Source organism: Lysobacter sp. N42 (assembly GCF_004344885.1).
Genome location: NZ_SKFB01000005.1, coordinates 61,676 through 87,756 on the forward strand (window position 1 = coordinate 61,676; position 26,081 = coordinate 87,756).

Annotated in this window: 29 protein-coding genes; 8 read left to right on the top strand and 21 right to left on the bottom strand. The window is 41.4% G+C overall.

Annotated features, from left to right (window positions below):
* Positions 1 to 21: 21 nt before the first annotated feature.
* Positions 22 to 1,218, top strand: coding sequence for a diguanylate cyclase (locus EYQ95_RS11255; protein WP_111916057.1), 1,197 nt, complete (start codon positions 22 to 24; stop codon positions 1,216 to 1,218).
* A gap of 6 nt (positions 1,219 to 1,224) precedes the next feature.
* On the opposite strand, the gene EYQ95_RS11260 is transcribed toward EYQ95_RS11255, so the two are convergent.
* The 11 genes from EYQ95_RS11260 to EYQ95_RS11310 all read right to left on the bottom strand — a co-directional run bounded on the left by EYQ95_RS11260 (position 1,225) and on the right by EYQ95_RS11310 (position 8,571).
* Positions 1,225 to 1,680, bottom strand: a complete 456-nt coding sequence (locus tag EYQ95_RS11260) for a nuclear transport factor 2 family protein (RefSeq protein ID WP_111916058.1) — start codon at positions 1,678 to 1,680, stop codon at positions 1,225 to 1,227.
* Between the two features lie 230 nt (positions 1,681 to 1,910).
* Positions 1,911 to 2,456 (bottom strand): hypothetical protein, encoded by a 546-nt coding sequence (locus tag EYQ95_RS11265; protein WP_126266356.1) that lies wholly within the window; start codon positions 2,454 to 2,456, stop codon positions 1,911 to 1,913.
* A 90-nt stretch (positions 2,457 to 2,546) separates the two neighbouring features.
* Positions 2,547 to 3,059 (bottom strand): hypothetical protein, encoded by a 513-nt coding sequence (locus EYQ95_RS11270; protein WP_111916060.1) that lies wholly within the window; start codon positions 3,057 to 3,059, stop codon positions 2,547 to 2,549.
* Positions 3,060 to 3,139: 80 nt separating this feature from the next.
* On the bottom strand, positions 3,140 to 4,786 hold the full coding sequence (locus EYQ95_RS11275; protein WP_126266358.1) for a HEAT repeat domain-containing protein: 1,647 nt from the start codon (positions 4,784 to 4,786) through the stop codon (positions 3,140 to 3,142).
* A gap of 136 nt (positions 4,787 to 4,922) precedes the next feature.
* Positions 4,923 to 5,357, bottom strand: coding sequence for a hypothetical protein (locus EYQ95_RS11280; protein ID WP_207801117.1), 435 nt, complete (start codon positions 5,355 to 5,357; stop codon positions 4,923 to 4,925).
* Between the two features lie 114 nt (positions 5,358 to 5,471).
* Complete coding sequence (locus EYQ95_RS27165) at positions 5,472 to 5,708, bottom strand: AAA family ATPase (RefSeq protein WP_368665647.1); 237 nt, start codon at positions 5,706 to 5,708, stop codon at positions 5,472 to 5,474.
* 235 nt (positions 5,709 to 5,943) lie between these two features.
* Complete coding sequence (locus EYQ95_RS11290; RefSeq protein ID WP_126266359.1) at positions 5,944 to 6,309, bottom strand: hypothetical protein; 366 nt, start codon at positions 6,307 to 6,309, stop codon at positions 5,944 to 5,946.
* Between the two features lie 162 nt (positions 6,310 to 6,471).
* Positions 6,472 to 6,957 (bottom strand): hypothetical protein, encoded by a 486-nt coding sequence (locus EYQ95_RS26365; RefSeq protein ID WP_111916064.1) that lies wholly within the window; start codon positions 6,955 to 6,957, stop codon positions 6,472 to 6,474.
* A gap of 101 nt (positions 6,958 to 7,058) precedes the next feature.
* Positions 7,059 to 7,274 (bottom strand): hypothetical protein, encoded by a 216-nt coding sequence (locus EYQ95_RS11300; protein ID WP_132327490.1) that lies wholly within the window; start codon positions 7,272 to 7,274, stop codon positions 7,059 to 7,061.
* A 264-nt stretch (positions 7,275 to 7,538) separates the two neighbouring features.
* A complete protein-coding gene (locus tag EYQ95_RS11305; protein WP_111916066.1) occupies positions 7,539 to 8,240 on the bottom strand; it encodes a hypothetical protein in 702 nt (233 codons plus the stop codon).
* Entirely contained in the window at positions 8,230 to 8,571 is a 342-nt protein-coding gene (locus tag EYQ95_RS11310) for a PadR family transcriptional regulator (protein WP_111916067.1), read from the bottom strand. The genes EYQ95_RS11305 and EYQ95_RS11310 overlap by 11 nt, the downstream gene beginning before the upstream one ends.
* 231 nt (positions 8,572 to 8,802) lie before the next feature.
* On the opposite strand from EYQ95_RS11310, the gene EYQ95_RS11315 reads away from it, so the two are divergent.
* Positions 8,803 to 9,189, top strand: a complete 387-nt coding sequence (locus tag EYQ95_RS11315) for a PadR family transcriptional regulator (RefSeq protein ID WP_111916068.1) — start codon at positions 8,803 to 8,805, stop codon at positions 9,187 to 9,189.
* Positions 9,183 to 9,749 carry a hypothetical protein gene (locus EYQ95_RS11320; RefSeq protein ID WP_111916069.1) on the top strand — a complete coding sequence of 189 codons (567 nt, stop codon included), beginning with the start codon at positions 9,183 to 9,185 and terminating at the stop codon, positions 9,747 to 9,749. Before EYQ95_RS11315 ends, EYQ95_RS11320 begins: the two co-directional genes overlap by 7 nt.
* Before the next feature lie 606 nt (positions 9,750 to 10,355).
* On the opposite strand, the gene EYQ95_RS11325 is transcribed toward EYQ95_RS11320, so the two are convergent.
* From EYQ95_RS11325 to EYQ95_RS11335, 3 genes are all read right to left on the bottom strand, one after another.
* Positions 10,356 to 11,495 carry a hypothetical protein gene (locus tag EYQ95_RS11325; RefSeq protein WP_111916070.1) on the bottom strand — a complete coding sequence of 380 codons (1,140 nt, stop codon included), beginning with the start codon at positions 11,493 to 11,495 and terminating at the stop codon, positions 10,356 to 10,358.
* A 228-nt stretch (positions 11,496 to 11,723) separates the two neighbouring features.
* Positions 11,724 to 12,593, bottom strand: a complete 870-nt coding sequence (locus EYQ95_RS11330) for a hypothetical protein (RefSeq protein WP_111916071.1) — start codon at positions 12,591 to 12,593, stop codon at positions 11,724 to 11,726.
* Between the two features lie 326 nt (positions 12,594 to 12,919).
* Positions 12,920 to 13,171 (bottom strand): DUF4177 domain-containing protein, encoded by a 252-nt coding sequence (locus EYQ95_RS11335; protein ID WP_111916072.1) that lies wholly within the window; start codon positions 13,169 to 13,171, stop codon positions 12,920 to 12,922.
* Positions 13,172 to 13,598: 427 nt separating this feature from the next.
* On the opposite strand from EYQ95_RS11335, the gene EYQ95_RS11340 reads away from it, so the two are divergent.
* Positions 13,599 to 14,441, top strand: a complete 843-nt coding sequence (locus EYQ95_RS11340) for a tetratricopeptide repeat protein (RefSeq protein WP_111916073.1) — start codon at positions 13,599 to 13,601, stop codon at positions 14,439 to 14,441.
* A gap of 210 nt (positions 14,442 to 14,651) precedes the next feature.
* Positions 14,652 to 14,876: an AbrB/MazE/SpoVT family DNA-binding domain-containing protein gene (locus tag EYQ95_RS11345; RefSeq protein WP_111916074.1), complete on the top strand. Its 225-nt coding sequence runs from the start codon at positions 14,652 to 14,654 to the stop codon at positions 14,874 to 14,876.
* 99 nt (positions 14,877 to 14,975) lie between these two features.
* On the opposite strand, the gene EYQ95_RS11350 is transcribed toward EYQ95_RS11345, so the two are convergent.
* The 6 genes from EYQ95_RS11350 to EYQ95_RS11375 are packed head-to-tail and all read right to left on the bottom strand — an operon-like array spanning position 14,976 to position 22,072.
* A complete protein-coding gene (locus EYQ95_RS11350) occupies positions 14,976 to 15,212 on the bottom strand; it encodes a hypothetical protein (RefSeq protein ID WP_111916075.1) in 237 nt (78 codons plus the stop codon).
* The gene (locus EYQ95_RS11355) at positions 15,181 to 16,785 is read right to left on the bottom strand and encodes a TnsD family Tn7-like transposition protein (RefSeq protein WP_111916076.1); all 1,605 of its coding nucleotides are present in this window, start codon (positions 16,783 to 16,785) and stop codon (positions 15,181 to 15,183) included. The genes EYQ95_RS11350 and EYQ95_RS11355 overlap by 32 nt, the downstream gene beginning before the upstream one ends.
* A complete protein-coding gene (locus EYQ95_RS11360) occupies positions 16,782 to 17,723 on the bottom strand; it encodes a TniQ family protein (RefSeq protein ID WP_111916077.1) in 942 nt (313 codons plus the stop codon). The genes EYQ95_RS11355 and EYQ95_RS11360 overlap by 4 nt, the downstream gene beginning before the upstream one ends.
* A gap of 2 nt (positions 17,724 to 17,725) precedes the next feature.
* Positions 17,726 to 19,015 (bottom strand): AAA family ATPase, encoded by a 1,290-nt coding sequence (locus EYQ95_RS11365; RefSeq protein ID WP_111916078.1) that lies wholly within the window; start codon positions 19,013 to 19,015, stop codon positions 17,726 to 17,728.
* On the bottom strand, positions 19,008 to 21,182 hold the full coding sequence (locus EYQ95_RS11370) for a transposase (protein WP_111916079.1): 2,175 nt from the start codon (positions 21,180 to 21,182) through the stop codon (positions 19,008 to 19,010). Before EYQ95_RS11370 ends, EYQ95_RS11365 begins: the two co-directional genes overlap by 8 nt.
* Positions 21,170 to 22,072, bottom strand: a complete 903-nt coding sequence (locus EYQ95_RS11375) for a TnsA endonuclease N-terminal domain-containing protein (RefSeq protein ID WP_111916080.1) — start codon at positions 22,070 to 22,072, stop codon at positions 21,170 to 21,172. Before EYQ95_RS11375 ends, EYQ95_RS11370 begins: the two co-directional genes overlap by 13 nt.
* Positions 22,073 to 22,376: 304 nt before the next feature.
* Here EYQ95_RS11375 and EYQ95_RS11380 point away from each other — a divergent pair, with 304 nt between their 5' ends.
* The 3 genes from EYQ95_RS11380 (at position 22,377) to EYQ95_RS11390 (ending at position 25,373) form a co-directional block, all read left to right on the top strand.
* Entirely contained in the window at positions 22,377 to 22,568 is a 192-nt protein-coding gene (locus tag EYQ95_RS11380) for a hypothetical protein (protein ID WP_111916081.1), read from the top strand.
* 210 nt (positions 22,569 to 22,778) lie between these two features.
* Positions 22,779 to 23,159, top strand: coding sequence for a hypothetical protein (locus EYQ95_RS11385; RefSeq protein ID WP_111916082.1), 381 nt, complete (start codon positions 22,779 to 22,781; stop codon positions 23,157 to 23,159).
* A gap of 105 nt (positions 23,160 to 23,264) precedes the next feature.
* Positions 23,265 to 25,373 carry a DUF262 and DUF1524 domain-containing protein gene (locus EYQ95_RS11390; RefSeq protein ID WP_111916083.1) on the top strand — a complete coding sequence of 703 codons (2,109 nt, stop codon included), beginning with the start codon at positions 23,265 to 23,267 and terminating at the stop codon, positions 25,371 to 25,373.
* 185 nt (positions 25,374 to 25,558) lie between these two features.
* Here the strand turns inward: EYQ95_RS11390 and EYQ95_RS11395 are convergent, their stop codons facing one another.
* Complete coding sequence (locus tag EYQ95_RS11395) at positions 25,559 to 26,068, bottom strand: TerB family tellurite resistance protein (protein ID WP_111916084.1); 510 nt, start codon at positions 26,066 to 26,068, stop codon at positions 25,559 to 25,561.
* Between the last annotated feature and the right edge of the window lie 13 nt (positions 26,069 to 26,081).

Genomic DNA, 26,081 nt, shown 5'->3' on the forward strand with positions numbered 1-26,081 from the left:
CAAGTAACAAAGTTGAACTTTATGAGCACCGACTCAAACAACATAGTTAATGCTGACGAATTAAGAAACCCCAGCCGATACATGACGCTCACCTACGTCGTGTCATTGTCTCTCATTGCCATATTGTCTTTGCTTGTTCACCTTATGCTCGATCGGGTTATCGCTCAGCAATCTAGAAGCGGCGAACTTATTAATATTAGCGGTCAACAGCGCATGATTTCGCAACGCGCTAGCCTATTCACCCTAGAGTACTTGAATACAGGCAACCAAGAGGCGCGCCGTATTGCAGAGCAAGCATTACAAACCCTGGAAAGTAATCATCTAACGCTCATTGAAGATCACCTTTATGCGCTAGCAGCCAATAAAAGCACTCCGTTTAGTGCGGAAATGGAAGCTTTATACTTCGAAGAACCGCACAATATTCACCAAAAAATAGAAGACTTTACAACGTCTATACGAGTTGCTATCTCGCAGCACCACAACTCCGAAGTTCCCGAAAGTTGGTTGCAATACGACTTCCTCGCCATGGCTCGCGAACCTTTATTGACCTCTCTCGACACAGCGGTTCAACAATATGAAATAGAAAGCGGAGAAAAAGTAGAACATCTGAGGCAAGCTCAAGGCGTAGTTCTGTGGATCATCATTATTACCATTCTCGTGGAGGCACTCTTTATTTTCCGCCCGATGGTGAAAAAGGTTACCCTGTACGCCGAAAAACTAAAATTCGACGCGTACCACGATCCGCTAACAGGCATAGCAAACCGCCGCGCATTCAATACCTTTTCACAACGCTTTTTCACCAACGCAAAGCGCTACGATAGCCCTCTTTCGCTCATTACCCTAGACATTGACAAGTTCAAGTCCATAAACGACACCTATGGCCACGACATTGGCGACGAAGTCATTAAAATTGTTGGGGGCAAACTCATTGAATATTGCAGAGAAAGCGACATACCCGCCAGAACCGGAGGGGAAGAGTTTTCTATACTTCTTCCCCATACCGACCAAAAAGGGGCCATAAGCACCGCAGAGAAGATTCGCAGTGCGTTAGAAATGAACCCTCTACTCATAGACAGTAACATTATTCCCATTACTGCAAGCATTGGCGTAAGTACCGTAGGTGTCGAAGACAACAGCTTCGAGAACGTACTTAAACGCACCGACACCGCCATGTACGAAGCTAAAAATGCGGGCCGAAACCGAGTGCGGATTGGTTAAACCTATTTAATGCCCAAAACTTAGAACGCGATGCAGCCGCCAACCGCCATCAGTTTGCTTCCATACGTGCGCAAAGCTAAACGTTCCGCAGTCTTCTACACCATTTCTTTCATGACAAAACGTATGTTCACCTATGTGCATGGCGCCAAAATCTTTAACTGGAAAAACTTCAAAGCTTCCCTCGACCGGCGTTCTCACTAAACCAAGATCGCGCGAGCAAAGTTGACGCGTTGCTTCAATACTAGCTTGATAACCCTGCAGCCCCGATACGTCATGATAAAACTCAAGATCAGGCGAGTAAATCGTACTGATCGCTTCAACATCGCACGCATTAAAAGCGCTAAAAAGCTCAGTATCTGCAGCAGTAATTTCTTCCAGAAGCGTATTTCCCGCTAATGCTGAACCAGAGAATAAAGTTATCGATAACGCCATTCCCAAACTTTTAAAGGTCGCCAAATTCATGTAGTTAATTCCTTAATTATTAGCCTGTTAAACGAATTTTTGGTGTGAATACACGAAAAACAGGTGACATTGATGCCACCTGTCACCTAATCAGCAAGTTGTGTGCCAAGGGTCGTTGAGTCTATCTAACCCAACAAGAATAAGAATGAACCAGTTCGCGAACGACTCCTGAAAATGGGGTCGTGCCTAAGATGTGGCGGTTAGTATCGGGGGTTGGGGTGGTAATGCTATTACTGAGGTCTAAGCGAGGGATGCGGAATTGTGAACCACTCTTTGTAACGAACCCAGCCACCAAAAACTTTTTGATAGCACCGACCGGTACTCTCCGCCTCAATTAATTCGGTCGAGCACCTTGTTTCAGCGGACGTCAAACCTTTCTGATAATAAGAATCTATATGAACAACTTCATTTTCGTTTGACTGCTTAACCTCGACATCATCGAAACCATTTATCGTCCAACTTCCGGAATAAAGCTGGATATCAATCAATAAAAAACCATAATCTTTCGCAGTTGAAACGAGTTCATTAATATTAGGTTCTTCGTGCCAATTTATACCGTCTTCTGTTCTCGTACCTACTAGGGTCAACGGCTCGCTCCAAATAATATGTGTATAAGGAGTTTGCTCTGCTAGCGCTAGTATATGCGTCCATTCGTCATCATTTAACCAGAGCAGAACCGCATCTTGCATGTAACTCCTAGGCCACAGCTTTACGGTGAGTGGTGCGATAGCTGCAATCAAAGCTAAAGCTACTAAAATAATGACAGTGGTTCTCATGGTATATTTACTAATTTCATCAAATGTATACGGTCGGTAACCTAACCATTAGCGCGAATTTTATTCGGAAAATTAATATTACCTCAATCGCTAATTATTGCTATTCACTGAGAGAGAAAACCTTTGAGACCGCTTGTCCATAAGCAGAGTAGTCATAGCAATTACTGTAAGTAGTTCCCCATTATTGGCGGGTTGAACAACTTCAATACGATGCTTGTCTCGCAAAGAGAAAGCTGATCCGGTCGCCATAGCAATCATTCCCTCTTCGCTATTGATACTGAATTCCAAGTCTGACCAGTTACCTTCAATCGTTACCCCATCATGGACGCCACCAATAACGACGTAACAACGAGTAACAGAGAACACCTTTCTTTTAATTTGAAAGTTTCCGAGTTCTCCAGAAACAAGCCAAGTAGGCACGAAACTCAAGATCTTCCTTTGGACTCTCGCAAGGGGCAGACCATTTTGACTAATAGTCCAAGTAGGACTGAGTAAAGCTAACTCGCCAGCAGACTCATATAACAATTGATCATGGCTATCAGTAATATCCATTTTTCCGCGAAATGAGAAAAATTTACTGCTAATGAAAAATTCATTTTCCATGAATACTAATTGCCCTGTTAATTTTCTTCGTCAGACTTACGGAGCTCCGTATATACATGCTTAGCGAGACTCTTAAAAGATCATGAGTCTTCATTAACAATGGTGCACTCGGCCATACTCAAGGTGCCGTCGGCATCCACTACAACACTGCCTGCACCTCTGGTATTGACTAGAAGTTTGTTCCCTTCAATTAACCATGAAGAAACAGGTTCACCAGGGAGGCGCCGCCACGGAGAGGCAGAATATACTCCGTCTTCCGATTCTTTAATTTCTAACAACATGCCTCTATTGCTTGACAAATGAGCAAGTCCAGCTGTTGCAATAATTTTGTCTCCCAGTGGAAATATATCCTCGACATTCTCATTAACTAAGAACAACCTGTCACCATTAGAGGCTACATGAACAATTTCACCTCCCCACTCGCCTCGGCTCGCACCTACAAGCCAGCCGTTAGGGACTTTAAGCCCAATATTTGGTACTTGTTCAATAATTTCCACATACTCAACCATATTTTCAGGGGTAATTTCGATAATACCATTGTCATTCGGCTCCGTGCCCTCTGCTGCGCCAACCCCCACAACTTCGATATCGTAAGACAAGATCTCTAACTGCTTTCTATCCTCATCTCGACTAGAATATAGCTTAGTGCCCTCTAATTCCTCGATAGTTTCATAAGCTACTCCCGTACAGGTCTCAGGGCTATTTTCAGCTCTACCGAAACGCCACCAGTGACTCAAATCAATCGCCGCACCGGTTCTAATGTGTTGTATTGAAACCCTAGCCACCTCTCTAACAGGTGAGTACCAATGAGAGTTATGAACCCGCTCTAACTCGTCCAACAGTTGTTCTTGCTCAAGCCTAGCCAAAGATAAAATCGCAGCGTAATCGAGTTTCCAGTCATGACCCCCAGACAAAATATCAACTAAATTTGGTACCGCTGGTAAGTATCCAATATGCCCTAAAGCTTCTGCGGCAATTACTCGGACATCCCAATCAGGGTCATCAAGGTAATTTAAAACTATCGGGCCCGCATCATAGCCTTTATCCCCGAGTGTTATGAGGTCTCTCAATGCATAATAAGAATCGCTAGGGAGTCTGTGAATTATTCCAGGCAGAGCCTCTTCGACTCCTATATCGATTAGTGCACGGTCGATAGTATGAGCAAATGGTGGAGTTGACTCTTTTAACGCAATCAATTGAGGAACAACACCCCCTGAGCTCTCACCAATCTCTCCAATGCTAGATATAGCTTCTCTTCTGCTCGAAATATGAAATCGCTCATCCGTCGCGATTTCCATTAATCGAGGAATTGCCGAAGAACCATCTTCATTTAAACCTCTGAAAACAGAAGAAACCGCCCTCGGCAAACGCTCATCACACTGTTCCAGACATGCTAATAACTCAGCAATAGAGATAGCCCCTTTTGCACCAAGCATTCGAAGAGCTTCAGCCAGAGCAGAGCCAGAACTCGGTCTTTTCCGAAATTTCTCTACTAGGTAATCGATTGCTTGAGGCGTCCCAAGCCGAGCTAACACGCGATATATCCAGCCCACTTCATTTTCAGCTGCTTCTCTTAATGCTCCAAAATGTTCTGACGACAAACCTTCGATATCAATCATGGTATACGCAGCCAATTCTCGAACAGCCGCGTCATCATGCTCTAAAAGTGGGAGCAGATATGAAATCGCTTCAGCCCCATACGTTCGGACCTTTGTTACCAATTCCATTTCTTGTGCGCTACTCCTATGGCTACCTTTTTCAACTAAAGAATACTCTGCAATACAGTCTTCCAAAGAGTCACATGCGTAACTAACAGCCGAGAAAGATAGGGAAGCGCAAAGGCCTGCTAAATAAAGAAATCTTTTATTCAAGAAGAAATCCCATCGGTGCCATTGGCTTATTGAATCGGTATAGATTTACGTAAATAACCACTGGCTCGGGGATTCCACGGTAGCTCAGGTGATAACGATCAAGCAAACCACCGCCAAATGGTAATGAGTCATCCTCAAATCCGCAGCAACTTCCGAGGCGATGCACTTCCACTTTCTCACCGTTGGGGCCAGTTAAGCTTTCAAAATAATCTATATGCGCCCCTTCCGAACGAGTTCCACGCAAAAAGCCCCCCAGCTCAATCGGCTTATGGGAAGTGTAGCCATAGTCAGGATCACTCGATGTCCTACTATCGGTAATTGTAGGTGTTGTGTTTGATTGCTGTGATTGAGAAGGTGATTCCTGCGTGGAAGTGCACGCGGTAAGTACTAAACAGGTGAATAAAAACGAGATGAGCTTTACGTTCATATTATTGCTCTCCTTAGCAGGTTTTCTAATAATCAATATTTTTACAATACCTTCTTCAACCAATTTTGCCAATTGTCTGTTTAAAGTTCAGTACTGTTTATTGACGCCAAGTTGTTAAGCACTTCTAGTAAACTTACACTTAGGATAGCTCGCACATCCCAAAAACTTCGAACCGGCCCTCTTTCCTGTTCTCGCCACTCGCTCTATCGCTTGAAGAATTGAGCTTTTTCCTGACTCATTATCACCAATTATCGTATTAGTCTCAGAGCTAAACTCAACCTCAAATTTTCTAAACCTTTTAAAGTTGAAAAGCTTGAGCTTTTTAATATATTGCATTTCTAACTTCCTCATGAGTCATCAAGGCAAACACACAAAAGCGAAAAACAAGAAAGGCTCTTCCATGAGGAAACTATCTGAGCGGGTTCTTTGCAGTTGATACTTCAACTGCTCTTCGCTTGCCATAACTCCATCGGCGTGCGTTTATTATTTAAGCAATAACTTACAAGATTGGTTTGGGCTGAGCAAGTAATGAGAGTAATTCGATTTGTAGGCATTTTGAGGAGTGCTATTTTTTCTGTATTACCTACTACTCCTCGTCTTGTTTCTCCAATCTCAATTGAAGTTCCTCCAGCCTTTTTGAACTTTCTAAATGATTTGAATAGCTTTGATAAGCCTCGTAAGCCTGAAATTGCCATGGAAATGGGAGCACGATGAGAAGTAGTGAGCCTGATGCGATTATAACTGCGCTTAATAGACCGCCCACTTTCTTTAGAATATTACATTTTTCACCGGTCTTCTTACCAACGGTTAGCCTTCGTTTGTCTTTAAAGCTTTTATAGGTGTCTAGTATCATTTGAAAGAACACAAAATAACAGACAAAAGTGATTACCGTCGCATTGATCAAATTAGCTAGAAAAAAATTCCTCAATCCTTTTTCAAAATTGGTTTCCATTAACAATACTGCTGAAAATGCCAGATGCCTGCAAACCAAGAATGTACCAACTAGCAATACAGTCAAAACTAAAATTTGCTTATTCAGCCGAAACTTTTTCTTGAATAGTAGATGTAGGAATCTGTTCAAACTATTTAATCCATTACAGAAGCGATACAGTAACTACAAACCAAAAAACGTTTGTCTCTTAACTTTGAAGTCTTTCGGTAAGGCATTAGCGAAGTCTTCGAGGTGATGATCGAAACTATAATGTCTTATTGGGTCACGCAGAGGCTTTTTATTTTCATCTGTAAAAGATATGGCGTAACGGTTGGAGCCTGTAAGAAAGCCAATTACCGTAACTTTGACCTTATCTGAGAATTGGCTAAAGACCTTTTTATCGTTCACATACAAAGCTTCATCTCGTACTTCAAGTTTCACTCTATCGCTAGTTTTACGGTACTCCCTAATCGTTTTACGAAGAAAAAAGAACCATACAATTGGCGCTACAATAGACAAAACAAATAGTCTTTCTGAACGAGCTGAAGAAAACTCGAAACCGGAGCCAATACCTCCCCATATACCATGCAGGCATATGGGAATAAGAATCGCAGTAATGATGCTCGTGTATATAACAACCTTCTTCGTTTTAATTCCGTTTATTATCACAGGCTTTTAATTCCCTATTTTGATACCCTGAATTTAAGTTACTTCAAGAGGCTCCCACTCTACTATGAGCCGCATTTAAAAATGAAGTCACCTTTTTATATTCAATAGCTACCGCCAATCATAGCTCTAAAGTTCACTAGCACCCACAAAAACTGCAAATATGTAATTACAAACAAGCAAATGAAAGCAGTAATGCTACTAAATAGTCGAAAGGTCAAATGAGAGCCTTTGTAAGGTTCTTTGAAAATCCAATAAGCCCCTATGAAGGGTGAAAAGAATGCAAGCCAGGCCAAGTAACCGGTTAAAGCTTCAGTCATCAGTTTGACTTCTAATATACTGACTAAGCACAAATAAATTAGAGTCATAAAGCTCATTATTAGAACTTTATAGAACCACTTCATAGCGATCAACGTTAGTGCCTTCCAGTCATTGTTAGCAATCACAGGTCTACATTTAATTTTAAAGTAGTTAAGAAAATCCCTTCCTCAATCTTCCCTAAATGCAGCGAAATATAGAGGATTCAATCAGTTCCCCTGTAGGGCTGTCAAAATTTAAACTCTCAAGCCCGCAGTATCCCTAACCTATTTCCTAAACCGCCCAAACAGAATCACCAAATAAACCGGAATGGTGAAGAACGGTGCGAGCACCATAAATGCGATTGTTGGCCCTATTTTCTGTGGTTCTGGCTCAAGCGCGCTTATTGCTGCATAGCCAAGTAGGTAAGGTACTACTATAAACGCTAACGCGAAGATACCGTATTGCCAGGAGTTGCTGTTGGTTTTGCTCAAAAATAGGTAGCTTGCGCCAGCAAAGAGCAACGCCCAGAAAATGCCGGGCACATTAATGAACGTAGCCAAACCAATTTGACCAAGGCCATGTTCGTTCCATGCGCTTTGCCAATATTCGCTGTTGAACAAAATAGCGTGTATTTTTCCATCGACCAATAGCTGCCACAATTGTTCTGAAGGGTCTTGCATATTCGCGAGCCAACCAACAAAAAAGACGATGGTGGGTAACGCTAAAATACACAAAATAATACTTATCACTTTTACGAATTTTGTAGTTCTTGCCATAGCTTTCTGCCCATCCCAAATTGCGAACATTGCCTGGCTACATAACCATTTTGTCGTTTCTTGATGCGCGCTTTGGCGCTCGATGTACTCTTCTTCTAAATCCCCAATCAATTCATTTTTATAAGCAGGATTAGCTAACCTAGACAGCAGCCAACCTACAAGTTTGGGCAATGCAGTATGATTCTCTTGTTGAGCGTTTTTAGAATGCATAGCTTTCACCACTGGCCTTAACTGCAACGTCTTTCCACATTGTGTCTATGACTTGTTTCGCATGGCGAAGCGCAGCTTTACCTTCAGCCGTGACCGAAAAAAAGCGTTTGGGTCTGCCACCTCGTTGAGCCGTTGCCTCACCTAACACCGACACCACCAAGCCCTTCTTTTCCATTCTTTCCAGTGTGGAATACAAAGCACCCAATGCTACGTTTCTGTCGATTTCAGAATGAAGAAACTGCCGAATGGAAGCGCCGTAGGCGTTTCCTTCCAAGCGTATTAGCGCAAGCAATACTATGTGCTCAAACTCTCCTAATGATTTCTGGCTCATGTTTACCTTCCCCTATTTTTACTACAAAGTAGTATTTGAATTCCCAGCTTGCAAGTTATTTTTACTACATTGAAGTAAATTAGATAATAAACGGCAAAATATCACGTTCATCTTCAAGATTTACGCACCTATCAGCAGACCATAACAACTTCTGCCAAATATACCTTGCAATACATAGTAAAGTGCATTACCTTGTATTTGTACTATGTATTACAAAGTAAGGTGCATTGCATGGTTAATAACGAAGAAAATACTGAAAAGTGGGATGTCCAATTGCGCAAAGGCTCTTTGGAGTTAGTTGTTCTTGCAGCTTTAAAAGATCGCAATGTGTACGGCTTAGAGCTTTTAAAGTCTCTTCATCAATTCGAGTCAATGCAATTAACGGAAGGAACATTGTATCCGTTGCTAGACCGTTTGAAGAGAGACGAACTAGTTGCCGCGAATTGGGTACAGGAAGGTGAAAGCCGTCCCAGAAAATACTATCAACTCACGCAGAAAGGGTTAGACAAGTTAACGGGTTTTACCCAACGGTGGCGTCAGTCGGTATCGGATATCGAATTTATTATCAACAATCCTGGACCAGCAGCTCTGACAAAACAGGGAGAAGAAACATGTTAGAACGAGATCTTATTCATACTTATTTAAAGTCTTTAGCCAAATATCTATCAAGGTTGTCTAAACCAGAAGCCGACGAAGTTATTCGAGAAATCGAGTCGCATATTTATGACGCGGTAGAACTTGCGCAGGAGCAAAACGGCAGCGCCGATATTGAAGAGATTCTTGCTCGTTTGGGATCCCCACGAGAGCTTGCGGCGCAGTACACCGACCATATTCTCGAAGGACGTCCATTACCTCAGGGTTTCAGATCTATGCAGAGAATTAAGCGAGGAGCCTCAAAAGGGCTTATGGTTTCAATGGCAATCATGGGATTTGGGTTTTCCTTAGTGCTTGCCCTCATTGGCGCTGCGAAATTTATATTTCCAGATCAAGTAGGTGCTTGGAGCGCTGCACAAGGCAATAGCGTTATCATCGGTTTTACCGATTCAGTATCCCCAAGCTCAACAGAAGTTCTTGGCTGGTGGTTCATCCCCGTTGCATGGCTTATTGCCGCAGCTAGTTTTTACATAACCCGTAAAGTGTTGGCTGTGATGAAAGTATCCATGATTTCAGCTCAATAGCTGCTGCAAAAGAGACGATCCTACAGATGCGCTTAAGGCGCACCTGTGGGAGCTTCTCGCAAAGCATCATCGGTTAGCGGGGGCACGTTATCAGATGCTTATCGCCTTTAACCATCAACGTGGAGACCGCACAGCGGTCCGTACTAACTCCCTAACTAGCTACCTCGCACCCAAGCGCAAGTGAAGTGCTCGATGCACTTTGCTTGTGCTGTGACTTTTTCTTTTGTGTTGATGTTGTCTGATGCAACGGCTAACCGATACCAGAGGATTGCGAGGTTTCTGACCGCAGGGTCTCTGAGACAGGGACGTCGAAGAGAAGCCCCCATGGATGGGTTCACGGCGTCCCTGTGGCAGATTCTCGCAAGCCTCATCGGTTAGCCGTTGATACGTGACCTGATGCCTCGCAGCTTAACCATCACCATGCAGACCGCACAGCGGTCCGTACACACAAAAAAGCCCGCAAGTTGCGGGCTTTTTTTTATGATGCAAAGTGTTCTCATGAAATAAGTCGTTTAATGCTCTTCCAATATTTTAAGCTTTTCAAGAGACCATAATATTAAATTAAATGCTTACCACGTGTTTATGTAAAAGCCCTCAATATTAACCTTATTGAGCCTTCAGCCTGTTAATAATCAACTGATTATTACCTTTAACTTCTTGGAGTTTTTTTATCATTTCTCTTTTGCGAATACCCCTATCACTTGATATCCGACTAGTAACTGTGCCCAAAACTCCTAACCACCATGTGTTTGTGATAGCAGTAACACCAACGCCTAATATATAACTGAGATAAGCTTTACCTGTTCGGTCGCCTGCACTAGATGCTTTCTGATAAAGACTCAGACTTTGGTCTTTATATGATGTGTAAGCAATAAAAGCCAATGCAAATATTGGAGGAGCAAAACTCATCGTTAATTCTGCATTATCAATAGCTTCATCTAAGGCTTCGACCAGATCAGCATTCTGAATTGAGCTATTGCTAATTCCTTCGCTAACCCCGGTCATAACAAGGTGGCTGTATACCTCCTCCGTAGTGACTACATCTATTTGTGGATATCTCTCTAATGCAGCTTGGATATACGATACTGAATCAGTTGCTTTAGCTTGGAGAACTGAGGCGTACTCTCCATTAGGCCCTTCAATGGCTATATCCCAGCCGCTTTGAACCGGAGAGTCAGCCAAATAAGCCGTATAACCATCAGGCAAGTTATCATTATTTAGATAATCGACATACTTTTGTTCGAATAGCTTACCCTTTACACCTGATATAAACCCTAGCAAGGATTCGCTATCTAACTCTCTGACTTTCTCTTCAAAGGATATTGTATTGGCCAAATTAGGATATGCAGCCTCGTATGCGTCAATAATATCTTGAGGGATTGAGTTCAGAAGCAACAGGTTAGAAATTGACTCACCACCCAATACGATGGAGTCTCGCGTCGAATCTCTTTTGTTTAACTCTCTGTAATGCCCACCTTGGTTTTCTATATCTGCTTCCAAATTTTTTAGCTTTTCATTAGAGTACGCCGCATCATAATAAAAGCCATAAACAGAGTCAGATACAGACTTGACGTTACTATTGATAAACCTTTTGCCTAATTCTATTTTTTCTTCCGCACTCTGCCGAACATCATCTTTGTTGTCTTTCCAATATTTTTTCCCAGCTTCAAATTCTGACTGAATGCCCGCATGGAGCTTTCGACCAATAGACTTACTCTTGGATAGAATTCCTTTAAGTTTACTCATAAGCATTCTCTATATCACTGATCTGTTGTTCATGCTCGGTCACTCCAGCCAAAATCCTTGCTATAAAAAGGAGTCTCGACCAAGGCTTTTCCGCCACAACAGCCTAAAGGGACTTGCTGTAAGTTGCATTAATTCATCGCGGTCGTCGTAACGTAAGGATTGCTACCATCTAAATACGAAAGTATTTTCCATCCATTTATTCACTTATCTCGCGAGAAGCTAAACGCTTCAACTTCCAGCGCAGCTTTGCTGCGTCCGGGCGCTTCGATTTGCCAAGCATTTGTCCAGTATTTTTAAAGTTTGACTTACCTCTAACTGAGCTTCGTGAAACCAGCCTCCATTGCGTTTCAGGTAGTCATCAAAGATCCTGAGCAACTCTTTTAGTTCATCAATATTGTCTAATCCAATCTTAACCTTGTCAGATGCATCTTGTATCCCAAGAGTTGATAACTCTCCTTTTGGTGGGACACCTGCTTCTGCAAAATGATACCTATTAACAAGTTCAATTGCTGACAAAACTACGATATCCACTAAATGCTGCGGATCAGAATTAATACCAATCTTTCCTCGAAATACAGAAGCTATTCGAGGTTGTAAGTATTCGATATATAAAACATGTTGGAAAGTTTCACTTTGTTCAGGGGGCGCACCGCTTCCATCATCGAATGGAAGTGAACGGCGGTAAGCATTCTTCACTAATGACAACGCTAATAAGCATTCTTCATCCAAAAACAGTTGATGGCGATAAAACAATTCTTCAAACTCACCTCGCCCTATAGAGGGAACAGGCTCGTATAGCCCTTGGTCAGGATGGTAGTGAGCCATCCAATCCTCGTTGATTTGAGCGATTTTCGTTATTAGGGCTGCAAAAGCATCCCTTTGATGGTCAAAGAACAATGAAGTGCGAAGTTGTGAAACCTGATTTTCGTGCCTAATTCCTTCTACTTTCGAATTCAGTTCAGTTTTATAGCTTTCTAACTTTTCGGCATATTCATGCTTAATGGATTGTTTCAGCCTCTCTGAAATCCAACCTTTTGCAAGCCAGACTACAGTTACACTACTTAACCCACCAGATAATATGCTGACCAAGTATTCCATTCTTGTCTCCTCATGCTATGTATGGTTCAAATTCCAGATACATGCGCATTCTTAAAAACACACGAATACGATCTAATGGGAGCAAAACAAGCATATAAAAGCGAAAAACAAGAAAGACTCTTCCATGAGGAGGTTATATGAGCGGGTTCTTTTGCAGCTAATTCTTCTAGTGCTGTTCGCTTGCCATAACTCCGTCGGCGCACGTTTATTATTTGAGCAATAACTTACAAGACTGGATTCTTTCACGCAAGTAAATCCCAGAATACAGGAAAACAAACCAGCCTAAAGAGCCATTCAAAGAGTGGCCGTACAATAATCCAGAATTACTATTTTAGTGGTCGTTTTAGTATTACCTCGTAGCTAGCGCCACCGTAACTATTCGTTGCTCTTCGCGCTGTAACCAACTCCCATCCTTCTTCTCCAAACTCGTTCATCTGAGATTCAAAATTAGAGTCGCTAGGAGCGGAAATTTTATATTCCCAACTTTGCGAAGTTAGTTTTTTTTGAAGATTGAGCGCTACAACAGCAATCAAAACTATAACTAAAAAAATTAAAATATTGGCTTGTTTAGTTGTCATTTTGGCTAATCCTTAATTGAATTTTAATTATCATTTTCAGAAGTTATACCTCTTTAGCATTTGCGGAGCGGCTTCCAAATACTTCCTACTTTTATCGGTGGTACACCACTGTGATTTACCGTGACACAATAAGGTGATAATTTCAAAAGCATACCAAACCAACAACTCCCCACCTCGCCAGTAGAACGGGAAGCAGTCTGCACAACTAAGCCAGATACATAGTCCTTATCCATAACTGTGGAGACCGCACAGCGGCCGGTTCATACGTACGAAAGAGCCCGCAACTTGCGGGCTCCTTTTAAGTTTATGTCTTTTTGAATTATTTTGATAGAATCATTTGACCTTAAAGTAAACCTGCACTCACCTTCATATTGGATTTGTGTGAATCTAGTGGCCATGGTGGCCAGTCTTTTAAAAAGGAGTATTTATGAAGCATACTTTTGGTTTAACCTTGGTCTTTTTAAACCTTTTTTTATTAAGCACTCAAGCATTGGGTGCTGAGGTCGGTGACAGACCCTCCTGTGTCGATCTTTTTACTTCAAATCAATATAACGAAGCTTTCCCTGCCTGCCTAAGCGATGCTCAAGAAGGTAACGAACACGCGCAGCGGTTTGTAGGCTTTATGTATCGAGAAGGTCGTGGTGTTCGCCGCGATCCTCAAGAAGGCTATAAATGGTATCTTCGCTCAGCAGAGCAAGGAAATTCAGATGCAATGCTCCAAGTTGCGCAGATGAATCTAAACGGAGTGGGTACACCACGAAACCCTCATCTTTACTACCAATGGAACCTAACACTCGCTACAAGTGGTGATTACACAAAAAAGAATACAGGTCTGTATAATCTCGGCGTTGCTTACCAAGAAGGTATTGGTGTTCCAGTGAATTACAGAAAAGCCTTAGACTACTTCGTCGAAGCCGCTAACGAAGGTTTAATCACCAATGCGATGTTTAATATCGGAACCCTGTACAAAAATGGGCCGACAGGTGTACGCCAAGACCCTTACCAAGCTTTTCATTGGTTTGAAAGAGCTGCAAAACGAAAAGACGCAGAAGCCATGGCACTTATTGGCGAGATGTATGCTAGAGGCGAAGGGATCTATATTGACTTTTCTCAAGCCTATGCTTGGATGAGTCTGTCTCAATTACTTGGACACCGCATCAATCAAAACCTTTATCAGCAGGTCCAACGGAATTTAAATTCATCAGATCGACAAGAGGCGCAAGCTTTTATTGATACTTGTATGCAACAAGGCTATTGGGGCTGCGAATAACAGCCCTATTATTTTCGGCCACACTTTCTTGTTTAGGTTATGTAGTAGCGGACTAATAATCCACACTTATAGATTCAAACCGCCAGAAAATACTCGTACTAACCCAGTCTTTTGTCTGTGAGGGATAAATACCAATCATTTAACCTTTCCCCGAAGTAAAGCTGTAAAATGTAGTAATCTCTACTCACGGGGAGTAGTCGAAGAGGACTTATGACTAAAGTAAGTGCAAAAAGACAAGTTACATTGCCCAAAGAACAATGTGTGGCCGCAAATATCAATGCGGGCGATGATGTCGAGTGCTTTGTTGAAAGACAGGGCGTTATTTCAATCGTGAAAAAACAGTCAGGTGCAGGGAAAGGCTTATTAGAGGGTATCGCCACCCATTCGCAAATAAGCGTTCAAGAGTCATTAGATAGTGCAATTGATAAACAGTAGCGATTGATACGCGCGCGTTCTCTCGCTGAGTGTGAAAAGACGATCGAAAGCAACCTAACAAAGTGACTTTGTTGATTTGATGCATTCCCCTGCTGGTATTTAGCATTGTAGAGCCTCGGTTGAAACACCATTATTATTCAATAGACAATAGGTTCGCCCAGACATCAGCAACAACTGTTCATCTTCAGTAAGTTGCCTTTCTGCTGCCGTGCCTAAATAAATCCATTTTTCTAAAACCTCACCCGGTGTCTTGGGAAGCTTTTCCAAATAAGCTCCAGCAGATTCAATCAAATCGATATCAATTTCAATTGTGCTTTTTACATCGTTCTCTGACATGGTTTTTCTCCTGTAGATTTGAAAACCTCTTAGACACGCGTCTGTAATAACGCCAGCAAAGTGGCATTTTATGAAGGGATTTCGTGAACCACCCTTCATGCTTAAAGGCTCTGTCTAAATCGCTTAACGAAGGCACTGTACGCTGCTGAAGGAGCCAATTTCGAACCAAATCTTTAAGTTTTACAAGTAGGCTTTTATCCCGCTCAATCCATTGCTTATACCCGTGATAGACTCTCTTCTGTGGTTTGGGCAAGTTTTTGAATAGCCATGTTTTGTCATAGGTGTATAAAAACTTATACTCCTTTTGCGCAAGCTTTCTTAACTGAGTTCGTGAGTAATTTGGGTGGCGCTGGATTAATGCCACCAGAACGCTGCGAGCTTGATTTCGTTTTTCAAGCATCCGAAGATACTGACGCCAGCTGGTGAGATTGGGCACTGATTGGATAATCTGCTCTACAGCGCCCACTGATATCTCAAACTTGCTCGCAATGCTTTCTCTGCACTGCCCATTGATTGCCATATCAATGATATTTCTCTCCATGTCAGCTGTAATAAATTTTCTGCGCTCATCTACCGGGAGCTTTAAACGTTTTGCGGTTTGTTTCACATAACTCATACTCACTCCAACCCGCCGAGATATCTCCCGCATACTGAACTTGAATTGGTGGAGCATAGATACACATCTGAGAGCTTGTCTTTCGCTGACGCCTCGATATTCTCGCTTAGGATAGTTTCTAAGCCCTTTTGAGAGAAAAGAGAGCCCGAACCTCAGTAGTGTTGCTTTAAAAGGATGAATGGGTTGTGAAGGGATTAGGATAAGTCTACGTAGATGTCCTTCGTTGATTGTTCTTGGTAGTCCCAGTCCACGCTCTATTGCATCTAGAAAATGAAGAAGACTTTTCATATCAAGCTGACGCCCCCGCTTGAATGCAAGGGGATAGGATTTCAGGCCATCAGTTTTGGTTGCATCGAACTCTTTAGATTGCGCAATAAAGTCTTCAACAAATACTGCGAACATGACTTGCATTGTAGATGCCTTTTCAACCCTATGATTTGAAGGCAATGAAGGAAGTGTATAGTGTCGACTATCGACCCTTTGCGCAACAAGTTCACATCCGTGCTTTGCACAAGCCTTTACCCCATAAAACTGATGGTTTAAGCGCCAATATCCAACCCCAATCCTCTCAATGTCCTCTGCGTAGCACAACGGACAAACATTGGATATGTCATGTGATGAAGCCCCTAGCTGAGATATCATTGAGACATTCGCAAGGGATTGAGCATTACTCCCCAACATCAATCGTTTTAACTTTTCAGACTGATTCGTGAAATGCGCATAAATGTTGTACAACGTATGATGAGACAGCAGGTAATCTAAGTCGTAGTCAGCGCCCTCTGAAATTTTACTCAACTCCGTCGGTAACTCTTGATTGATACTTACAGAATCTCTTCCAAACCAATCCCGGGCAACTACGCGCGAATTCACTATGCCCCAGATGTGCTGACACCTTGAAACATAAGAATAGATGGTTTCATTGTTCTGGATCCGAGGCGAGTATATCGAAATGCTCACGACTTTAATTCAGGCGAGGGTAATTCAAGCTCATATAATGAGAACAGCTTGAATAGTAGAAAAATTAATGGATGAGTTGGTTTACGACATGCCATTAACTCTATTGGATCCACCATGGATGTATGTGCGAGAGCTTCAATATTCTTCCTATGATGTGGATATAAAGTGAGAAGGTATTTTTTTAGTGCTTTTGCCCATTGTTCTTTTACTAACTCACGCATCGGTGAATCCTTTTCACTACAGAAGCTGCTTTCTAAAAATACTCTTTTATGAAGCTTCATCTCTTCTCGACACGCCTCAACTCCCTTTAAGCGAATTCGCGCGGTCTCAAAATCTAACCAACGATGAAGAACTGTCAGCTTTGGCTGGAAACATTTACTGCGGTCAAAAAAATCATCACTATGCTTAAATCCCTTAAAATCAGAGTTCTCGCGATGATAGAGCACTTCTTCATGCTCGTGGCAGATGAATGCGGTCATATCCTGATGTTTCGTTCGCCAAATTCCGAATCCGTATTTTTGTACAGATTCTTCGTAGCACTTCGGGCAAAATTTAAGAGACTGAAAGCTGAACAGAACCCTTTCTGCACGAAAGAGAAAATATGCACCCATGCTTATTTTTATATTTAGTACGTGAGCATGACTGTCTATCCAACTATCAGAATCTAAAAAACCTCTCCAAAACCCTCCTCCAAGGTGATTTTCTATTAACTCTGCTCTGGACATGGTGCTGAAAAATGGGCTCATCCTAACAGCCCATTTGGGAACCGCCTCCCCAAAGCGTCTTGGGGCAGGCATGTCCATTTCTCTGAATAATGCCGCCTCACTGTGGCATTCTGAGAACTGAATCAGTCGGTGTAAATAACCGAACAGATATTCATCTTCTTTGATGACAAGATTATCAATAAGCAAGCTTGCGAAGGTTTCTTTCGGCATCATACTTACTCACTCCAATCTTGCTCGATTAACCTGTCAAAGAATTCCTTGTCATTTTTACCTCTAGACTTAGCAGGATCAGTATCTTTAGGTTTCTCAGCTAATTTAAGATTTTTGCCAGAGCTTACTGATTTGCCTTGTCTCATTTTGAATTGTGGTTTTATAGAGTCATCACGAATATGAGTATTTATGTGCGCCTCATACAGGTAATTTGAAAGATTTGATTGTGAGAGTTCCTCACTCAATTTAAGAAGGTAACTTGTCATCCTTTTCAGTTTACTGATATTCCCTTCCGTATAATAAAATATGAGGTGTTTGAAATCTTCGGTAAGCCATTGAGGTTTCAATCCAAGAAAATTGAGCATCGTTGCCTCGACCATCTCTTCCCAAGTATGAGACTCAATGTCGTATGCATTCAACTTGACAAGACCATCACTCAAAAGGCGACGCTCTGTTTGCTCAGGCTGGTCTTTTTCCGTAAACAAATCCACCACCTCAGGTGTGCCAATGAATAACATTGGAATGCCTAAGTCATTATATAAATCTTCTAAAAACTCATTGGTGAGTCGCTTTGCATCTTTTGTTTTTTTGCTATTAAGTACAAATTGAACATCATCGATAACGATCAGTCCCAGACCGACCATACGGCAGAGTTTAATGACGTGAATAATTTCATCTCCGACTGTTCGTCCCTGTATTCTGGAAGCTAGACTCGTGCCGAGTTTTTCATCTATTGCCCCCAAAATTGATATCAGGAATGGACGTTTACTGCTGGTGCTTTTCATATACACCTTGATGTAAGGTATCTGAGGTAGACGCCGTCCTCCTGTCTGTGGTGAGGGCGCATGGTAGTATTCACTGACATCAAATAAAGACAATACCTTTTCGATCTCCTTTGTTTTACCTTGCCCAGAGCGCCCGATAATCAACATAGAGCTACCCGCATCCGATATTGAGGGCGGTCTGGGAATGTCTTTAACTTTTTCGCTTCCGTCCTCTATACAGCACAGATACTTGTCATAAGTATCTTCTTTTGGGTGTCGGTTTAAGTAGCCGGTAAAAATCAGGTCGTGAATACTAGTGTAGAGTTCATAAGTATGCTCTGTTGGAACAAAGAACCTCTTAGAAAGATACTTAAGTCGAACTCCGCCAGAGGCGTCGTTAAACCCTTCTTTTTTGTCGCTTCTTTCTTCGAGTCTATCTAACACTTCTGACTCAGTAAGCCGCATACTCTGAAGCCTCTCGATAAAAGGGTTCCCATTAATTAGTTCTTCTAAAAAATCATCATTACTCATCTTTGTACTCCGTTGGTTGGTCGTTATACATTTGGGAGTTCTCAGACAAGTCCAAAGTCCCAAAATCTAGTCTTGATTCAATCGAATCACGAACAATCTCCGCTTGTTGTTCAGCTTTAAAGTTGTCTTTGATACCTGCAACCATTCCCTTCCTATCTATGACTTTCTTAGTTGATGATTGGTTGGAATTTATGAGGTTTTGCAGTTCAAATCTGTCGAGGTTTCGGTCTTTTCGATTTATAGATTTAGATCGCGCTTGTAGCTCTCTGAGCTGCTGAATTTCCTCATAAACAAGCTCTGCATAGCTCTCTAAATTGGTTCCAATCGAGAACTCTATAATCTCATTGTCAAATTGCTTGGAACGAAACCATGCAAATCGCGGGTCATCGGGGTTGGTTCTAACATCAATTGTCTTTGGTGTCTTACGAAGCATTATTTCAGTCTGCCATTCTTGAAAGGCCTTATGCTCCGTAAAGTAGGAAAGTCGATTTGACTTTAAAGTAATCCCGCTTTTTCCAATAGTGGCCTCAACGCGGTCTAATAGCGCATATTTAATTTGTTCTTTGGGCCTTCTGACACCTCCACCCATCTTGCCTGAAATGTGTCTGTTCCAGATTGAGATAGGAGTAGGAGCGACACCGTCTAACACATCAAATGTTTGTAATCTGGAGAAGTTCACTCTTCTTTTATTGAAAGAAAGAATGGCCTTGATGACGAGTTGATTTAGGGTCTGGATGTCATATCTCGCGAAGTTTGATGGATGAGCCGAGTCTTTGGCGGGTCGGCGCTTTACCGAGCCATCTAGCTGCTGAATTACAATTTGATCAATAGCGTTAAAATTTACTTCTACCGTGCCCTTTCGTTTTCCCAAATAGGCAGGAGCATATGTTATCGTCTCTAGCTTTAAGTCCTCTGCAATAATGTCATCGAATAGCTTTGTCGTGTACTCTCCAGCTCTATCACAAAGTAAACGGGTACAAACGTGCTCACAGGGCCAATCACTATCATCTATGGGAATTCCATACTTTCTACAAAACTCAACTTTGTTTGTAAAAGCGTTGTATAGAGCCCTTTTTACTGCCGCAGTTCCGGTTTGAAACGTCAACGTATACCCAACAATCATAGTGCTATAGCTGTCTACGATAAAATATAAATAAGGTCTCCCAAGCACCTTTGGTGAGTCTTTACCGTTTTCATCCTGAACACGAGACACCACATAAAGATTCAAGGTTGTGGCATCAATTTCATAGGTATGCGACGGGCCTAAGGAATAGTCCTGAGCCCTTCCCACAGTGAGCTCATGATTATTCTGAACATTCTTGGAGCTAGTTTTGTACACTTCCCATTTTTTATAATTCACATTCTTTTTGAAGTGATAGGAAAATTGCTCTAATGAGATTAACTTCAAAGGGTCGGGTATTAGCTCCTCGATACCGTACACGTTAATTATTTTTGTACAGAGTTTTGATGAATATAAAGCGAACAATGCTGAAAGATGATGATTTTGGGCTCTCGGGAGTATCGATTTGATAAACTTTTTTATCCGCGTCTCATCTTCTTGGTTAAAGTCCCTCCTTAAATAATCATCAGACAACCCTTTTCTACCTATATAGTTCCCTCCGCGCGTTTTTTTCATTTCATTCGCAGCTTCATGATCTAGAGGTAACTTTCGGCCTTTCCCACAGACATGGGTCATTGGCAGTAATGCTAACCGATGGCTACCAAAAGCAAGATATTGATTAAGATACTTGTATAGGGTTTGGACAGAGATTGAACCCGCAGATGCATATTTCTCAAGGACTTCCTTAGACAAATCACCTTTGATATACAGTTCAATTTCTTGTGTATCAATGAGCGGTTTGATTATTTGGTATTTTCGCAGAGCATCGACTTCCTTCTCTTCCGTAACAGAGTTGTACAGATCTGAACCGATGAAGTCGTTTTCAGCTCTATCAAAGCCTTCGAATGCATATCCATCAATTGGATCTCCGATGGCTATCACAATAGGTTTACAAGGCTTCACACGCTGCAATGAGAGTGCAACCCGGTTAGTAGTTGGAAATGTCCAACACACTGTATAAACGAGGCCGGGAACTGACTTGTGAACTAACAGTTCATTAACTCTATAGTCAAAGTTAGTTGAGGAATGCGCAACTACCATGCCCATGCGTAATGCTCCTGAGCAGGGTAAACAAAAGTAGAGTCTTCTAGTGGTCTAAATAGGTCTATCTTGAGAGTTTTATGCCAAATGAGATACCAAAAAATCGAGTAGGTTTTTTCAAAAGAAATATTAATGGCAGAAGAGGATTTATTAATAAAATCACGTAATCGATAGCATGGCGTATCATCAAGCAATCTAAGCATTTCATGGGTCGCGTTTTTTAGAATCGCTCTTGGCACATCCAAATCTCTGAACCTGCGTGCCATGTCTATATTCTTCGAAAAAGCCGGCTGTACCATCCATGCCTTAGAGGTAATCACACGAAACTCATATCCTTGAGTCTTTTCCCAGTACACTCTTTCAATTTCTATCTTATCTTTCGTTCGTCCAACAATCCTATCCTTTCCATCCTCGACGGATACATCCTGATCATACTTTAAGGATACTGCAATGCGATTAGCCTCTTGGGTCAGGACATCTTTATACTCAAACAAAAAGTCCGTCGTCATAATCGATGCCTGATACCCCTTATTCTCATCTTTTACCAAGCCTGACTTTGGAGCAAACCTTGGGTGAGGAATGTTCAACTCGCTAGCAATGCGAATTGTTTCATCAACGTTCAGAATGGGATATTGGGTTTTCACATTCGAAACATTACTCAGAAAGGACAGAGCAATGCCAAATCGACGCTCTAGATCAGATAGATACTCTTGGCGACGTTCAGAAGAGCTAAGCTGCTCTGAGGAGGCATTCCCTGCGCTAGAGAACTGCCGCGCGGTAATGTAAGAAACATACTTGCCTTCAAACTTCTTTTTGTCCAAATACTTTTTTACTTTGCTTTCAGTCAACTCTGTGCGTGCAGGCTGCTTAATTTTCGGTTTGTCTACATTTCTCATAACTCTCACCTTTAAATAAGTTATTAAAATAGACAATTCAAACTAAAAGATCAAATAAAAGATCAAAATTATATTTTATCACCATAAAACCCATTAAAAACGCATATTGAAAAATACTAATTTGCATTTTAAATTGACATTTTAAGGTTTCGTGATACTTATAACTTTATAAAATAGATCTTTATTAAAAATAAATATCACAAAAGCCACTTTTAATATCAAAAACAAAAATTATGTCAACACGAGTAAATATAAACCATTGATTAACAATGGTTAATGGAAAAATAAAACGCGGGAGTTTTTCATGATAAAAATAAATGAAGGGAGCCTTTTAGCATTCGAGGCATTCTTGAAAAATCAGTGCGGAGGACATCAAAAGACGTTTGAAAATTTCTCCGCGCATTTTGAAATGAGGTCTAAGGAAGCTATCTCGAACAAAAGCCAATCAGAAGACTGCCCCGCATTGCCCAATGAGAAGACAAATAAAGGTGACTGATTACTAATATGGTGTAGAAGAAATGAGCTAACGCACACTTCGTTTCATTGCTAACCGCTGCTGGATATTCGAGAGCTTTGAACTTGAGGAATTTCCGTTTAAATCACCTTTGTGGCAGGATATCGAAATTGCCTTTAATATGTATGTGTGTGCAACTCAATGGAGTCACGAAGTTAAAAGGCAAACGCATCAATACTAAGGACTGGTCAAGTGATAAGCAAAAAGCAACCTGATGTGCTCAGAGTGGTTCAGTTCATTTTAGACAAATCAACGAAGAACGAAGCCTTCAGCGTACAATCAGCAACGAAAAGCATAGAGTTGAATGGATTAACTAGGCATCAGTTAGCTCGAATCATGCGAGACATCTGCCTCGCCCCTGAAGATGATGGCAGCCTTGAAAGGTATACCACTGTAAATAATGACGATTTCGATAATCATTCTTGCCATTGGCAGCTCAATGCCAATGCTTACTTCAACTATTTATCATACAAATCTGTAGAGATCGCTAAGAGAGCTTTGTGGATATCCATCCTCGCATTAACACTCACAACCTTAGGGTTAGTGGTGAGCGGCATTGACGTCCTTAACTGACTGTATAAATTGAAGCCAATAACACTAGGCTATTGGCCGGGGAATAAAAGTAATGGCACAACAACTGAACAGTATGTGTACCGCGTTATATGGGCTTGATCTGATATGAAAGCGACCGAAGCGAAACTACTGGAGTTTCTGAAGAGATCTCCTCAATTTGTTATTCCAATTTACCAACGAACTTACTCGTGGAAAGTAAAAGAGTGCCAGCAATTATGGGATGACATTATACGTAGCGGCAACAATGATGATATTAATGCCCATTTCATGGGATCAGTTGTCTATGTTGAGAAAGGCTTGTATTCAGTCTCATCTCAAACTCCTCTTTTGGTAATTGATGGACAGCAGCGTTTAACCACTATTACCCTTTTGATCGCAGCTTTAACCGAAGTAATTGGTGATCAAGAGCCATTAAAAGAGTTCAGCAAAGCCAAACTAAAAGGTTACTACCTAACTAACCCGCTTGAAAGCGGCGAGAAATTCTACAAGTTAATATTATCACAAACAGATGATTTGTCATTAAAAGCGATAATTAAAGGGTTAGAGCAGCCCAATGAAAGATCGATTAGGGTAGTTGAGAACTTTGATTTCTTTAAAACGAAACTACAAAAAATGGCTGATTTGAAGCCAGTTTGTAGAGGCTTAGCGAAACTGATGCTTGTCGACATTTCTCTCAACCGCGAGCAAGACAACGCCCAGCTTATTTTTGAGAGTATGAACTCAACAGGTAAGGAGCTGAGTCAAGCGGATTTAATCCGTAATTATATTCTTATGGGTCTGGAGCCTGAGCACCAAACCCACCTGTATGAACAATACTGGCGACCAATGGAACTAGCATTTGGGCAACAGGCATATAGCGACTATTTTGATAGCTTCATGCGTCATTTCCTTACTGTTAAAACACGCGAAATTCCTAAGATTAACGATGTTTACCACGTATTTAAGGAGTATTCCACACGACCACACGTTGCTAGCAAAGGTGTAGATGAACTCGTTAAAGACATTAGAAACTATGCGGTCTACTTTTGTGCTTTCGCTTTAGGTAGAGAACAAGACGAACAATTAAAGCTGGCATTTAAAGACTTACGAGAATTGAAAGTTGATGTTGCTTTTCCACTTTTGCTTGAGTTGTATTCAGACTATTCAACTCAACTCTTGAGCCACGGTGAGTTCCTGTCTGCTGTCCGTATTATTGAAAGCTATGTATTCAGACGCGCTATTTGCGAAATACCGACAAACTCGATGAACAAAACCTTTGCACGTATGGGTATGAGTCTGAAAAAGGATCGGTATTTAGAAAGCCTTAAAGCGTCGTTTATGTTACTGCCGTCTTACCGTCGGTTTCCGAGTGATGAAGAATTCCATAGAAAAATACAAACCAAAGATATCTATAACTTCCGAAGTAAAAGCTATTGGTTGAGACGGATGGAAAACTTTGATCGTAAAGAGCGTATCTTAGTTGATGAATTCACCATTGAGCATATTTTGCCGCAGGCTGATAACAATTCTGAAAAATTACCTACAGTGTGGCGCTCGGAGTTAGGAGATGACTGGGAACGAATATGGGAAACATATCGTCACACTCTAGGCAACTTAACGTTAACTGGATACAACTCTGAATACAGCAACAATGCATTCCTTGATAAATGCGAGCACGAATATGGTTTCAAATTTAGCCCACTCAAGATGAATGAAGGAATTGCGGCTGAATCCCGATGGAATGAAGCCGCAATTCAAAAGCGTGCAAACAAACTAGCAGATAAAGCCACTCAGGTATGGGCAAAAGTTGAATTACCGAAAGATATTATCGATGCTTACAAACCTAACCAAGATCGGCCCACAGGGTACAGTTTAGAAGACCATCCACATCTAGTGGTTGGTAAAATAGCAGAGATTTATCAAGCCTTTCGTAAAGCAGTATTGGAAATTGACCCTTGTGTTACAGAAGAGATCAAAAAGCTTTATATCGCATTTAAAGCGGAGACAAATTTTGTAGATGTAGTGCCTCAGGCAAAAAGACTACGCCTGTCGTTAAACATGCCATTTGCAGAAATAGATGACCCACGAGGGTTATGTAAAGACGTTACCAATTTAGGCCGTTGGGGCAATGGTGATATTGAAGTGGGACTCGAAAATGTTGAGGATATTCCTCATATCATGTCATTAGTTATCCAAGTATTTGAGCGGCAAATTGAATCTACACCAATAATCTAAAAACTAGCGTAGGCAAAAAACTAAGCTAAAGAGAGCGGCGAGAAAGGCTCCTCTCCTCGTTTTGAGATTGAATGTACTGCATTTATCTGCTGTTTTTTGCCTGATATTTTTTGCGTTGGGTTCAAAGTGCTCAAAAGAATGACTGTTTTGAGAAAGACCTACTGCATAAAACTTTACTAACAAAATCAATCAAATCTAAAATTCACTTTTTCTAGCTCATCATGTTCAGGCATTTGAATATCCAAACCATTTTTGATCGTCACAGCTCTATTAAACCGCCTAGAGTGAGGATTAACGCGCAAAATATCTAATAGACCAAAACGTTCATAAATTTCTTCGTCATGAACCTTTAGATGTGCTCTCAAATGCTGAATAAATCGCTTCTCGTTTTCATCTTGCTTCCCATCTGCATTAATCAATCGTATAGCTACTTCTAATATAATTAACTCTTGGAGTGGAGATAAACCAACCTGTTTCAACTGCTCAAACAATTCGGATACTAGCAAAACTCCTTTTAGTTTGAATTCAGCGATTAACTGGTCTAATTCTTGAGACAAATCAACATCATTGAAAAAAGAGGTGTTTTTATCAATATCTCGCAATTCGTCAACCTCTGAATTAGCAATATCTCCGTCGCACCCCATAGTACAAAAAGCAATCTTAAATAATAGCCTTTTGAATTCATTTTTATCCATGTTTGTTCCCTTT